This is a genomic window from Pseudomonas sp. GM48, assembly GCF_000282335.1.
GTDB lineage: Bacteria > Pseudomonadota > Gammaproteobacteria > Pseudomonadales > Pseudomonadaceae > Aquipseudomonas.
Genome location: NZ_AKJM01000024.1, coordinates 1 through 11231 on the forward strand (window position 1 = coordinate 1; position 11231 = coordinate 11231).

The 11231-nt window shown below is 61.2% G+C and carries 13 protein-coding genes; 9 read left to right on the forward strand and 4 right to left on the reverse strand.

The window, feature by feature from the left end; genetic code table 11:
* Positions 1-65 precede the first annotated feature (65 nt).
* Positions 66-227: a metallothionein gene (locus PMI28_RS29300; protein WP_007982401.1), complete on the forward strand. Its 162-nt coding sequence runs from the start codon at positions 66-68 to the stop codon at positions 225-227.
* A 27-nt stretch (positions 228-254) separates the two neighbouring features.
* On the opposite strand, the gene PMI28_RS25450 is transcribed toward PMI28_RS29300, so the two are convergent.
* Together PMI28_RS25450 and PMI28_RS25445 are read right to left on the reverse strand one after the other, a co-directional pair.
* Complete coding sequence (locus tag PMI28_RS25450) at positions 255-533, reverse strand: hypothetical protein (RefSeq protein ID WP_007982403.1); 279 nt, start codon at positions 531-533, stop codon at positions 255-257.
* 31 nt (positions 534-564) lie between these two features.
* A complete protein-coding gene (locus PMI28_RS25445) occupies positions 565-792 on the reverse strand; it encodes a DUF6555 family protein (protein ID WP_007982405.1) in 228 nt (75 codons plus the stop codon).
* A 146-nt stretch (positions 793-938) separates the two neighbouring features.
* Between PMI28_RS25445 and PMI28_RS25440 the strand changes: the two genes are divergently transcribed.
* The 5 genes from PMI28_RS25440 (at position 939) to mnmH (ending at position 5296) form a co-directional block, all read left to right on the forward strand.
* Positions 939-1718, forward strand: coding sequence for an AraC family transcriptional regulator (locus PMI28_RS25440; protein ID WP_007982406.1), 780 nt, complete (start codon positions 939-941; stop codon positions 1716-1718).
* A 106-nt stretch (positions 1719-1824) separates the two neighbouring features.
* Positions 1825-1998 carry a DUF1427 family protein gene (locus PMI28_RS29305; RefSeq protein ID WP_007982408.1) on the forward strand — a complete coding sequence of 58 codons (174 nt, stop codon included), beginning with the start codon at positions 1825-1827 and terminating at the stop codon, positions 1996-1998.
* A 27-nt stretch (positions 1999-2025) separates the two neighbouring features.
* Positions 2026-2982, forward strand: coding sequence for a quinone oxidoreductase family protein (locus tag PMI28_RS25435; protein ID WP_007982410.1), 957 nt, complete (start codon positions 2026-2028; stop codon positions 2980-2982).
* A 176-nt stretch (positions 2983-3158) separates the two neighbouring features.
* Complete coding sequence (gene selD / locus PMI28_RS25430) at positions 3159-4193, forward strand: selenide, water dikinase SelD (RefSeq protein WP_007982412.1); 1035 nt, start codon at positions 3159-3161, stop codon at positions 4191-4193.
* Positions 4193-5296 (forward strand): tRNA 2-selenouridine(34) synthase MnmH, encoded by a 1104-nt coding sequence (mnmH, locus tag PMI28_RS25425; protein ID WP_007982413.1) that lies wholly within the window; start codon positions 4193-4195, stop codon positions 5294-5296. Before selD ends, mnmH begins: the two co-directional genes overlap by 1 nt.
* A gap of 139 nt (positions 5297-5435) precedes the next feature.
* Here mnmH and PMI28_RS25420 read toward each other — a convergent pair whose 3' ends face one another.
* The gene (locus PMI28_RS25420) at positions 5436-6107 is read right to left on the reverse strand and encodes a hypothetical protein (RefSeq protein ID WP_007982415.1); all 672 of its coding nucleotides are present in this window, start codon (positions 6105-6107) and stop codon (positions 5436-5438) included.
* Between the two features lie 368 nt (positions 6108-6475).
* Here PMI28_RS25420 and PMI28_RS25415 point away from each other — a divergent pair, with 368 nt between their 5' ends.
* Together PMI28_RS25415 and hemB are read left to right on the forward strand one after the other, a co-directional pair.
* On the forward strand, positions 6476-7186 hold the full coding sequence (locus PMI28_RS25415; protein WP_007982418.1) for a glutathione S-transferase family protein: 711 nt from the start codon (positions 6476-6478) through the stop codon (positions 7184-7186).
* A 188-nt stretch (positions 7187-7374) separates the two neighbouring features.
* Complete coding sequence (gene hemB / locus PMI28_RS25410; RefSeq protein ID WP_007982419.1) at positions 7375-8349, forward strand: porphobilinogen synthase; 975 nt, start codon at positions 7375-7377, stop codon at positions 8347-8349.
* Between the two features lie 33 nt (positions 8350-8382).
* Here the strand turns inward: hemB and PMI28_RS25405 are convergent, their stop codons facing one another.
* Positions 8383-9918 (reverse strand): FAD-dependent oxidoreductase, encoded by a 1536-nt coding sequence (locus PMI28_RS25405; RefSeq protein ID WP_007982421.1) that lies wholly within the window; start codon positions 9916-9918, stop codon positions 8383-8385.
* Between the two features lie 136 nt (positions 9919-10054).
* On the opposite strand from PMI28_RS25405, the gene PMI28_RS25400 reads away from it, so the two are divergent.
* Positions 10055-11146, forward strand: a complete 1092-nt coding sequence (locus PMI28_RS25400; RefSeq protein WP_007982423.1) for a DUF1615 domain-containing protein — start codon at positions 10055-10057, stop codon at positions 11144-11146.
* Positions 11147-11231: the final 85 nt, after the last annotated feature.

The following is an 11231-nucleotide window of genomic DNA, read 5'->3' on the forward strand; positions in this document are numbered from 1 at the left end:
CGCCAGCCGCTACACTTATTCTGTGTATCCGAGCACTGGACGACCTTGCTTGAGGAGTCAACTCCATGATTGACCGCGAAAGTATCTGCGATTGCCCGAAATGTTCCTGCAAACTCGGTGAACATCCGATTGCCCGTCACGGCAAGCACTATTGCTGTGAAGCCTGCGCCAAGCATCACGAGCATGGCGAAGAATGTGCTTCTCAAGGCTGCAAGTGTGCCCACTGAAAACCACGGGACATGCCAAAGTGGAGCCTAGTCCGGCTCCACTTCCAGCCTGAGGCTGTCATCCTCCAGGCGTTCGCTGTGGCGGACGCTGCCCTGCAAGCGCCGCCCTTCGATCCGCAGCACCAGGGTCTTCGCCTGCTCCAGGTCTTCCGGCAGTGGCGCGCAGACGCGTATTGCAAAGCAATATGCGTCATTTTCGACTTGCTCCAGGCCGATCCGGCACTCGGCGCTCCTGGTGATGCGGCCAACCGGCGTGTCCAGGTCGTAGTCCAGTTGCGCAGGGCTGCTGACGGGTGTCGCGACCATTTCCCTTCCCCCATGTTGACAGCGGCAGGCGTCAGTTCGCCGGACGCCACTTGACGTTTTCCACGCCGAATTTTTCAGCCATCGGCTTGCTGGTCTTTTGTACCTTCTCGCGTCCAAAACGGGGGATTCGCCCCACCCCCGCATCACAGCTCGCCCAATGCCAGGCTTCTGCGTTGTCCATTTTGTCCAGACGGATAATGAATGATTTCGGAGCGCCATGGAGGGTGTACTCGATGACGAATAACTTTGCACTGTTCATAAATCCCCGGTTCCTCCCTGTTGTACATAAACGGATCGCGTGCCATCAGGAAAATTCACTCGAATTGTAGGACGGCGGCGGTTGCTGGCGACAAGTTCAGCGCCTCGTTACCATGCAGGCTTCCGAAACCCCAATGAACATTGATCATGGCCCTTGCCGCACCGCCTGACCTGAGCGACACCGATGTGCCTGTGCAACCGCTGGCTCGCACCTATCCGCGCGGGTTGTACATCGAGCCCCACGAGCACGTCTGGGGCCAGTTGCTGTATGCAATGAGCGGGGTGATGTGGGTCGAGACGCCGCACGAGGCGCTGGTGGTGCCGCCGCAGCGGGCGGTGTGGCTGCCGCCCGGCGTGCCCCACGGGATTCGCGTGGTGTCCGACCTGCAAATGCGCAATATCTACTTGCGCCCGTCCCTGGCGGCGACCCTGGATGACAGCGTGCAAGTCATCGAGGTCGGTGGATTGCTGCGCGAACTGATCGTCGGTCTGGTGGAGCAGGGCAACGACGGGCCGCCCGAGTATTACGACGCGTTGGTGGGCCTGGCGCTGCTGGAGCTCAAGCGGGCGAGGCGCTCGCTGCTGAAAATCCCGCTGCCGGATGATTCCGACCGACGGCTGATGAACCTGTGTCAGGCAGTCATGTCGGCGCCATCGCTGAATATCCCGTTCGAGCAACACGCGGAAAACGCCGGTGCCAGCGTGCGGACCCTGGCGCGTTTGTTCAAGGACAGCCTGGGCATGGGCTTCGCCGAGTGGCGGCGACAGGTGCAATTGGCAACGGCGGTGGCCGGGTTGATCCAGGGCGTACCGGTGAGCGCGATTGCCCGGGAGCTGGGCTATTCTCCGAGCAGCTTCAGTGACATGTTTCGTCGTGAACTGGGGGTTGCTCCTTCGCAGTTTCCTTCGGCGCAACGCCAGGACTGAATTCGCCGACGCCATGCTTTGGCCGAAATTCAGAAGCACTTGGCCGATGCCCGCAGGCGTCGCCCTCTAGACTCGGCGCATACCTCAATTGCCCCTGGAGTCTGCCATGAACTACCTCATGTCACTGGCCATCGGTCTGGGCGTCGGATTGCTCTACGGCGCCCTGGATTTTCGTTCCCCCGCACCCCCGGCCATCGCGCTGGTCGGCCTGCTGGGCATGCTCGCCGGCGAAAAGCTCTGGCCGATGGGCCGCGAGCTGGTGGCTGGCTGGATCTCCTGAACCCTATTTGACTCGATGGATACGCCCATGAAAGCTCTGCAATTCGATAAAACCGGTGATCTCTCGGCCCTGCGCTACGTTGAGGTGCCTACTCCCGTGCCCGGCGTCGATGAAGTGCTGGTCGAGATCAAGGCTGCCGGTCTCAACCCTAGCGATGTGAAGAACGTGCTGGGGCGTTTTCCCTACACCACTTTGCCGCGGATTCCCGGTCGTGACTTTGCCGGTGTTGTCGTGGCCGGCCCGCAGGCGCTGATCGGTCAGGAAGTCTGGGGCACGGGCAAGGAACTGGGCTTTTTCGCCGACGGTTCCCACGCGCAGTTCGTCAAGCTGCCGGCCAACGGCGTGGCGCTCAAACCCACGCACCTGAGCTTCGCCCAGGCCGCCAGCCTCGGCGTGCCGTACACCACGGCGTGGGATTCGCTGGAGCGCAGCCTGGTTACGGCTGAAACCCGACTGCTGGTCATCGGTGGCGGGGCGGTCGCCAGTGCCGCGCTGGCCCTGGCCAAGGTGCGCGGTGCCCGGGTGCTGGCGGCCGCGCGGCGTCCGGAGCAGGTCAAGGACTTGCAGGACCAGGGCTATCAGACCCTGCAACTGAATAAACCCGAAGACCTCGGGGCTCAGGTCAACGCCGTCTATGCCGGCGGTGCCGACGTGATTTTCGACACCACCGGTTTCTGGCTACCGGCTTCGGTGCCAGCCCTGGCCGCGTTCGGCCGCATTGCGATCATTGCAGCGCCCGCCGATGGTCACGTGCAGTTGCCGGCCCTGGCGTTGTATCGCAAGGGTGGCTCAGTGGTGGGGATCAACTCGTTGCTGTACGGGGTACAGGCCTGTGCGGCGATGCTCGACCAGTTTGGCCAGTTCTTCGATCAAGACTTGTTGCCATTGCCCCAGGGGCTGTTCGAGTCGCCATTGTCCGAAGGCCTGGAGCGTTATGCCGAAGTGAGTCAGGGCAGCGGTGACAAGGTCATTCTGCTGCCATAACCCACCCCCTGTGGGAGCGGGCTTGCTCGCGAAGAGGGTGTATCAGTCACTATGAATGTTGCCTGACACGCCGCCTTCGCGAGCAAGCCCGCTCCCACAATGTCCATGGTCGCGCAACGCCTTGCGCAGGCCTCGCTCTGCTAGAATCGGCCCCATTGACCCAATGAGGTGCCCCTATGAGCGAACCGATTCGCCTGACCCAATACAGCCACGGCGCTGGATGCGGTTGCAAGATTTCTCCCCAGGTGCTGGAAGTGATCCTGGCCGGCAGCGGGGCGCAGAACCTCGACCCGAAGCTTTGGGTCGGCAATGCTTCGCGTGACGACGCGGCGGTGTATGCCATCGATGAAGAACGCGGCGTGGTCTCGACCACGGATTTTTTCATGCCGATCGTCGACGATCCGTTCGATTTCGGCCGAATTGCCGCCACCAATGCGATCAGCGACATCTATGCGATGGGTGGCGATCCCTTGATGGCGATTGCGATTCTGGGCTGGCCGGTGAACGTGCTGGCGCCGGAAGTTGCCCGGGAAGTGATACGCGGCGGGCGTTCGGTGTGTGACGCGGCGGGCATCCCGCTGGCAGGCGGGCACTCCATCGACGCGCCAGAACCGATCTTTGGCCTGGCCGTCACCGGTCTGGTAGAAAAGCGCCACATGAAGCGCAACGACACCGCCACCGCCGGTTGCCTGCTCTATCTCACCAAGCCCCTGGGCATCGGCATCCTTACGACGGCCGAGAAAAAGGGCAAGTTGCGTCATGCCGACATCGGCCTGGCCAGGGACTGGATGTGCACCCTGAACAAACCCGGCAGCCGTTTCGGCAAGCTCGACGGCGTAACCGCGATGACCGATGTCACCGGTTTCGGCCTGCTCGGGCACCTGGTGGAAATGGCGGACGGCAGCCAGCTCACCGCGCGCATTGAATATGACCGAGTACCGCGCCTGCCGGGCGTCGAGTATTACCTCGAACAGGGTTGCGTACCGGGCGGGACACTGCGCAACTACGACAGCTACGCCAGCAAGCTCGGACGCCTTCAGGAACTGCACAAACGCGTGCTCTGCGACCCGCAGACCAGCGGCGGTCTGTTGATTGCCGTGACACCTGAAGGCAACGAACAATTCCTTTCGGTGGCCGCCGAACTGGGCCTGAGCCTGGAACCGATCGGTGAACTGGTCGAGCGACAGAGCAACGCGGTCGAGGTGTTTTGATGTCTGTTGATTACACCGATTACCGCGACATCTTCCTCAACGACCGGCCAATGATGGATACCCGCGCGCCGGTCGAATTCAACAAGGGCTCGTTTCCCGGTGTGGTCAACCTGCCGTTGATGAATGACCTTGAACGTCAGCGGGTCGGTACCTGCTACAAGCAGCACGGCCAGCAAGCGGCAATCGTGCTGGGGCATCAACTGGTGTCGGGCGCGGTCAAGGCCGAGCGCATCCAGGCCTGGGCCGATTTTGCCCGGGCACATCCGGAGGGCTATCTGTATTGCTTTCGCGGCGGCCTGCGTTCGCAGATTGTCCAGCAATGGCTCAAGGACGAGGCGGGTATCGACTATCCACGGGTGGGCGGTGGCTACAAGGCCATGCGCACCTTCCTGCTGGACACCCTCGATCAAGCCGTGACCCAGTGTGATTTCGTCCTGTTGGGCGGCATGACCGGCACCGGTAAAACCGAGGTGCTCACGCAACTCGACAACGGCGTGGACCTTGAAGGTCATGCCAACCATCGCGGCTCCAGCTTCGGCAAACGCACCACGGGCCAGCCTTCCAATATCGACTTCGAAAACCGCTTGGCGGTGGACGTATTGAAAAAGCGCGCCCGGGGCATCGAGCAGTTCGTACTGGAAGACGAGAGCCGTGCGGTGGGCAGTTGTGCGTTGCCGTTGCCCCTGTACCAGGGCATGCAGCAGTTCCCGATGGTCTGGCTGGAAGACAGCCAGGAAGGTCGGGTCGAGCGGATCCTGCGCGATTACGTGGTGGATTTATGCGCCGAATTCATCGACGTGCATGGCGAGGAGGGCTTTGCGTTGTTTTCCGAACGGTTGCTGGCGAGCCTGAACAATGTGCAGAAGCGCCTGGGTGGCGAACGTCATCAACGCATGTTGATTTTGATGGAAGAGGCGTTGGCGGAGCAGGCCCGCAGTGGCGCGGTGGATCTGCATAGGGGCTGGATCGAAGGGTTGCTGCGCGAGTATTACGATCCGATGTACGCGTTTCAGCGGGAGAAGAAAGACGCACGGATCGAGTTTGCCGGGGAGCGCGGGGCGGTTCTTGAGTATTTGCGCGAGCGGGTGAATCAGAAGGGTTGAGGGTGCTTTTGCCGGCCCCTTCGCGAGCAAGCCCGCTCCCACATTTAATCAGCGGCGGTCACAAAATTTGTGTTTGCTGGAGATCGAATGTGGGAGCGGGCTTGCTCGCGAAGGGGCCCGATCAAACAATGCAAATACCTCAGGTCGGGCAAGTCTGCGAGCCATTATCCAGGCCTTGCTTGTACACATGGCTTTGCACACTGGCCTTGCCGTTCTGCCAGGTCAGGGTGAGCACATACAGCGAGTCATAATCGCTGGACTCCCAGTCATCCGTGATGGTCATTTTCTTGCCGGTGGCGTCGCCGGCAACCGTGTTGATCAGCTCTGGCAGGTAGCCGTGGGACCAGGCCGTGTAAATGACCGAGTTGTGGTATTTGTCGCGTAGCAGCTCTTCGGCCAGGTCACTGGTGTCATTGGCGGAAAAACTGATGTTCACCGGCAGGCCCAGCTTGATGGCGCTGGGGCTGATGGTCATCAGGGGGCGAATGTAGCTGTAGGAATTGTCGAACTCGCCTTCCTCGACGTTACGCGTCGGGTTGGCCGCGAACACATAGTTGGCCTTGCCGAATTTTTCCGGCAGCAGCGTGGCCAGGTCGATGGCGCGGTTGAGCCCCTGGCAATTGAGCTGGCCCAGGCCGCCCGCGGGTTTTTCCCCGTGGCGCAGGAACACCAGCGTCTGGGTGCCATCCATCGGTTGGGCGCGGCTCAGGCCGGACTCCAGCGACAGAAACAACGCGCTGACCGCCAGCAAGATGGGCAACAGCAGGTACGCACGATGTTTAAAGCGTTTGGCAAAATTGAACAGGTTCATGAGTAAAGGGATCTTCAGCGCAATTCGGTTAAGGCTGACACACCTTTACACCACGATTGTCCTGCGTCGAGTGTTTTCCATGTCATTGCAGCCGGTCCGTTTTCAAAGGGGTGGTGCTCAGAGTCCCCTGAACCCGTTTGGTTCGATTCCGGCCGAGTGCGCAGCAATGTACCGGTAACCTTCAAGGGTTTGCAGTGAAGGTTATCGACAGGATGTTGCGGATTTGTGGACACGCTACACCGGATGGTGTCGAAACTGTCGTGATCTCTTTTGATCTCCTCTATCAGCGAGATTGATGGCTTCAAGGGATCGCTGACCCGATATCTACATTATTATCGTCACTCTCAATGTCTTCGTGGATCCCGCCCATGACCGATTTGTCCGCATTCCCCATCACCCGCAAATGGCCTGCCCAATATCCGGAGTGGATTCAGCTGTACTCCTTGCCGACCCCCAACGGCGTCAAGGTCTCGATCATGCTCGAAGAGATTGGCCTGCCCTATGAACCGCACCGGGTAGGCTTCGACACCAACGACCAGATGTCCCCGGAGTTTCTGTCGCTCAACCCCAACAACAAGATCCCGGCGATCCTCGACCCCCACGGTCCGGACGACCGGCCGCTGGCGTTGTTCGAGTCGGGGGCGATTCTGATCTACCTGGCGGACAAGAGCGGGCAACTGCTGGCCCAGGAATCGGCCGCGCGCTACGAAACCATTCAGTGGCTGATGTTCCAGATGGGCGGCATCGGGCCGATGTTCGGCCAGCTCGGGTTTTTCAACAAGTTCGCCGGCAAGGACTACGAAGACAAGCGTCCCCGTGACCGCTACGTCGAGGAAAGCAAGCGCCTGCTCAAGGTGCTCGATGGCCGACTGGAAGGGCGCAACTGGATCATGGGCGAGCGCTACACCATCGCCGACATCGCCACCTTCCCCTGGGTGCGCAACCTGATCGGGTTCTACGAAGCCGGCGATCTGGTGGGCATTCAGAACTTCCCTAACGTCACGCGGGTGCTGGAGCGCTTCCTGGCGCGGCCGGCAGTGGTGCGCGGGTTGCAGATTCCAAGCCCCGTCGCCAGCTGATACAACGCATAACCTGTGGGAGCGGGCTTGCTCGCGAAAGCGGTGGGTCAGTCACTCTAAATGTCGCCTGACACTACGCCTTCGCGAGCAAGCCCGCTCCCACAGGGTTCTGTGCTGGTTGTAGGGTTTGTGCCCCGCGCCGGCCTCCCTACGACTTTCGTTTCGTCCTCTGAAATTCAGGAATACCCATGTCCAGTCAGTTCCCCGAAGCACGCCCACGCCGTCTGCGCCGCAATGCGAGCCTGCGCAGCCTGTTCCAGGAGACCGAGTTCAGCCTGAACGATCTGGTGTTGCCGATTTTCGTCGAAGAAGAAATCGACGACTTCGTGCCGATCAAAAGCATGCCCGGCGTGATGCGCATTCCCGAGTCGAAACTGGCCGGCGAAATCGAGCGCTACGCCCGTGCCGGGATCAAGTCGGTGATGACCTTCGGCGTGTCCCATCATCTGGACAGCAGCGGCAGCGACACCTGGCGCGATGACGGCCTGGTCTCGCGTATGTCGCGCATCGCCAAGGACGCGGTGCCGGAAATGATCGTGATGTCCGACACCTGTTTTTGCGAATACACCGACCACGGCCATTGCGGCGTGCTGCACAACCATGAAGTCGACAACGACCAGACCCTGATCAACCTCGGCAGGCAAGCCGTCGCGGCAGCCCATGCCGGTGCCGATGTGATCGCCCCGTCGGCGGCCATGGACGGGCAGGTCCAGGCGATTCGCCGGGCGCTCGATGATGCCGGGTTTACCCAGACGGCGATCATGGCCTATTCGACCAAGTTCGCTTCGGCGCTCTATGGTCCGTTCCGCGAGGCGGGCGGCAGTGCGCTCAAGGGCGACCGTAAAAGCTACCAGATGAACCCGATGAACCGCCGCGAAGCGGTGCGCGAATCGTTGCTCGACGAACAGGAAGGCGCCGATGCGCTGATGGTCAAGCCGGCCGGTGCGTACCTGGACATCATCCGCGACATCCGCGAAGCCTCGCGCCTGCCGCTGTCGGCATATCAGGTGAGCGGTGAGTACGCGATGATCAAGTTTGCCGCCCAGGCCGGGGCCATCGACGAAGATCGTGTGGTGCGCGAGAGTCTGGGGGCGATCAAGCGTGCCGGGGCCGACCTGATCTTTACGTATTTTGCCATGGACCTGGCGCTGGCCGGGATCTGAAACCCACCAAATCCCTTGTGGGATGGGGTGTTCTCAGGGCGTGCCAAAAAACGACCGGATCCCGTGATCACGGAAGTAACGATCGATCACTTTAGGGTCCGAGCACGTTTCGGCAATCGCCACATAGGTATCGGGCCGTAACAGATAAAACCCGTTGCGCCCCAGTCCCGCCGCTTCGAACGCCGGTCGCCAGCCGAACACATGCAGCGGCAGATGGTGCTCGTGGCACCAGGCGATCATTTCGTCGCTGGTGTCGCCATAGACATGCACCTGCCAGGTCAGGCATTTCAGCGATTCAAAATTGTCCCCCTCACCGTCATGGGCCCAGGGCAGGCGATCACCGCCATGCACATGCCCGGCAACGCCCGTGCTCAGCGGCATTCCACGATAATTCAGGGTGATCTGCGACACCGTGCGAAACAGGAACTGGCGGGAGGTTTCGAACGAGGTAATTTTCGGTATCAAGAACGGGGCCAGGCGAGTACGCAGCAAATCGGCAATCGGCCCGTCGGCGGTGACGAAAGTGAAGACCCGGTCAGTGGTCGCCACCAGTTTGCGGGCAAACGCAATGCGCTCGGTTTCATAGGTGTCGAGCAGCCTGGCCTCGGCACCGCCGCTCAGCACGGCCGCCAGTTTCCAGGCCAGGTTGATGGCATCACCAATCCCGGTGTTCATGCCCTGGCCGCCCGCCGGGCTGTGCACGTGGGCGGCATCCCCCAGCAAAAACGCCCGGTCTTTGCGGAAGTGATCCGCCACCCGATGATGCACACGATAGGTCGAAAACCAGTTCAGTTGTTCGATCTTCACCTTCATATGCTCGATGGCCCGGCTGCTGACGTCCTCGAAACGCAGGGTCTCGGCGTGTTCGGCGCGCTCGTCGCGTACCGTGCCGATCAGGCGCGCGCGACCAGTGTCTGCCAGCGGGAACACGGCGAGGAAGTCCGCTTCGTCGAGATCCACATGCAGTTCGCCGTTGAATGTCGGGCCGCTGGCCTGCACGTCGGCGACATAGAAAATCTGCTGGTAGGTCCCGCCGGGAAACCCGGTATCCAGGGTCTTGCGCACAATCGACCGGGCACCGTCGCACCCGGCCAGGTAACAGGCCTGGCAGATTTCCTGCTGGCCGTCGGGCAAGTGCAGCGTGGCCGTGATGCCGTCTGCGGTTTGCTCGAAGCTGGTCAGTTCAGTGTTGCGTTCCACCGTGATGCCGAAGGTTTCCAGGCGCTCGATCAGCAGCCGTTCGTGTTCGTCCTGTGGGAAGATTTCAAGAAACGAGTAGGGGGTCAGGCCCTCACCGATCTGAGACAGGGGCAGGCGCGCCACGGGCTCACCCTTGACCCAGAAGTTGCCGGCCACTACTTGATGGCCGTTTTGCACCACGGCGTCGTCCAGTCCGAGCTGGCGATACAATTCCAGCGTCCGTGCCTGGACGGCCAGTGCCCGGGACGTGGTGCCGGGGGCGGAGGTTTTGTCGACGATCCGCACGCGCACGCCCAGTTTGCTCAGCCACAACGCCAGGACCAGCCCGGTCGGGCCTGCGCCGATGATCAACACGTCGCTACGGTGCATGAACTGTCCTCCTCGCTACGTGGATCAAGTATGGTCCAGTCGGGGAGGGCGGCAAACATCGGACTGCCACGACCGTAGCCGCTGGCATGCCATTGGTCGTATGGTTGACCCGGACCAACGGATTAGATGGAACGACATGCAAATCAGATTGATCACAAGCGTCGCCGTGTTGCTGGTGTTGGCCGGTTGCGGCAGCCAACGGACCCAGGAACCGGCGGCGCGCAGTCCGGCCGAAGTGAAGGCCGAAATTGTGCGTTTGTTGCCGGCGAAAGCTGCCGATCCTCAGGGTTGGGCCACTGATATCCAGGCGGCATTTGCCGCGCAAGACATCTCGCCGACCACGCAAAACCTGTGCTCGGTACTGGCCGTGACCGAACAGGAGTCGACCTTTCAGGTCGATCCGAGCGTACCGGGCCTGGGCAAGATCGCCCGCGACGAGATCGACCGTCGTGCCGCCAAGGCACACATTCCCGGACTGCTGGTGAGCGGTACGTTAAAGCTCGATTCCCCCAGTGGCAAAAGCTACAGCGACCGTCTGAATGCCGCGCGCAGTGAAAAGGAACTGAGCGCGATTTTCGACGACTTCATCGGCATGGTACCCATGGGTAAAACCCTGTTCGGAGGCTTCAACCCGGTGCATACCGGCGGGCCGATGCAGGTCAGCATTGATTTTGCCGAGCAGCAGGCCAAGGGCTATCCGTACCCGGTGAAGGGCTCGATTCGCCATGAAGTGTTCACCCGGCGCGGCGGCATGTACTTCGGCATTGCGCATCTGCTTGGGTATCCGGTGAGCTACCCACAGCCGCTTTACCGATTTGCGGACTTCAATGCAGGTTGGTACGCCAGCCGTAACGCCGCATTTCAGAACGCAGTGAGTCGGGCTTCGGGTATCCCGTTGGCGCTGGATGGCGACCTGGTGCGCTACGATTCGATCATGCCCGGGACCACGGAACTGGCCGTGCGCACCCTCGGTAAGCAACTGGACATGCGCAATCCGACGATCCGCGAGCAGCTGGAAGAGGGCAACACCCTCGCGTTCGAAAACAGCAAACTCTATCGGCGGGTTTTCGAGCTGGCCGAACAGGCCGAGGGTCGGCCGTTACCCCGTGAAGTGTTGCCCGGGATCGTGCTGCAAAGCCCGAAGATCACCCGCAAACTCACCACGGCGTGGTTCGCCAAACGGGTCGATGAGCGTTACCAGCGCTGCATGGCGCGGGCAGGGAAGTAATCGCGGCGTAAAAAGCATAAAAAACCCGGCGGGTGAGGCCGGGTTTTCGTCGGGTCTTGCGGTACCGCCCTGCATTCAGGCAGTA

Excerpts from the sequence above, each read along its gene's own strand:
- PMI28_RS25440 (WP_007982406.1), top strand. The coding sequence starts at position 939 with ATGGCCCTTGCCGCACCGCCTGACCTGAGCGACACCGATGTGCCTGTG.
- PMI28_RS25445 (WP_007982405.1), bottom strand. The coding sequence starts at position 792 with ATGAACAGTGCAAAGTTATTCGTCATCGAGTACACCCTCCATGGCGCT.
- mnmH (WP_007982413.1), top strand. The coding sequence starts at position 4,193 with ATGTCTGTTGATTACACCGATTACCGCGACATCTTCCTCAACGACCGG.
- PMI28_RS25420 (WP_007982415.1), bottom strand. The coding sequence starts at position 6,107 with ATGAACCTGTTCAATTTTGCCAAACGCTTTAAACATCGTGCGTACCTG.
- PMI28_RS29305 (WP_007982408.1), top strand. The coding sequence starts at position 1,825 with ATGAACTACCTCATGTCACTGGCCATCGGTCTGGGCGTCGGATTGCTC.
- PMI28_RS25435 (WP_007982410.1), top strand. The coding sequence starts at position 2,026 with ATGAAAGCTCTGCAATTCGATAAAACCGGTGATCTCTCGGCCCTGCGC.
- selD (WP_007982412.1), top strand. The coding sequence starts at position 3,159 with ATGAGCGAACCGATTCGCCTGACCCAATACAGCCACGGCGCTGGATGC.
- hemB (WP_007982419.1), top strand. The coding sequence starts at position 7,375 with ATGTCCAGTCAGTTCCCCGAAGCACGCCCACGCCGTCTGCGCCGCAAT.
- PMI28_RS25400 (WP_007982423.1), top strand. The coding sequence starts at position 10,055 with ATGCAAATCAGATTGATCACAAGCGTCGCCGTGTTGCTGGTGTTGGCC.
- PMI28_RS25405 (WP_007982421.1), bottom strand. The coding sequence starts at position 9,918 with ATGCACCGTAGCGACGTGTTGATCATCGGCGCAGGCCCGACCGGGCTG.
- PMI28_RS25415 (WP_007982418.1), top strand. The coding sequence starts at position 6,476 with ATGACCGATTTGTCCGCATTCCCCATCACCCGCAAATGGCCTGCCCAA.
- PMI28_RS25450 (WP_007982403.1), bottom strand. The coding sequence starts at position 533 with ATGGTCGCGACACCCGTCAGCAGCCCTGCGCAACTGGACTACGACCTG.
- PMI28_RS29300 (WP_007982401.1), top strand. The coding sequence starts at position 66 with ATGATTGACCGCGAAAGTATCTGCGATTGCCCGAAATGTTCCTGCAAA.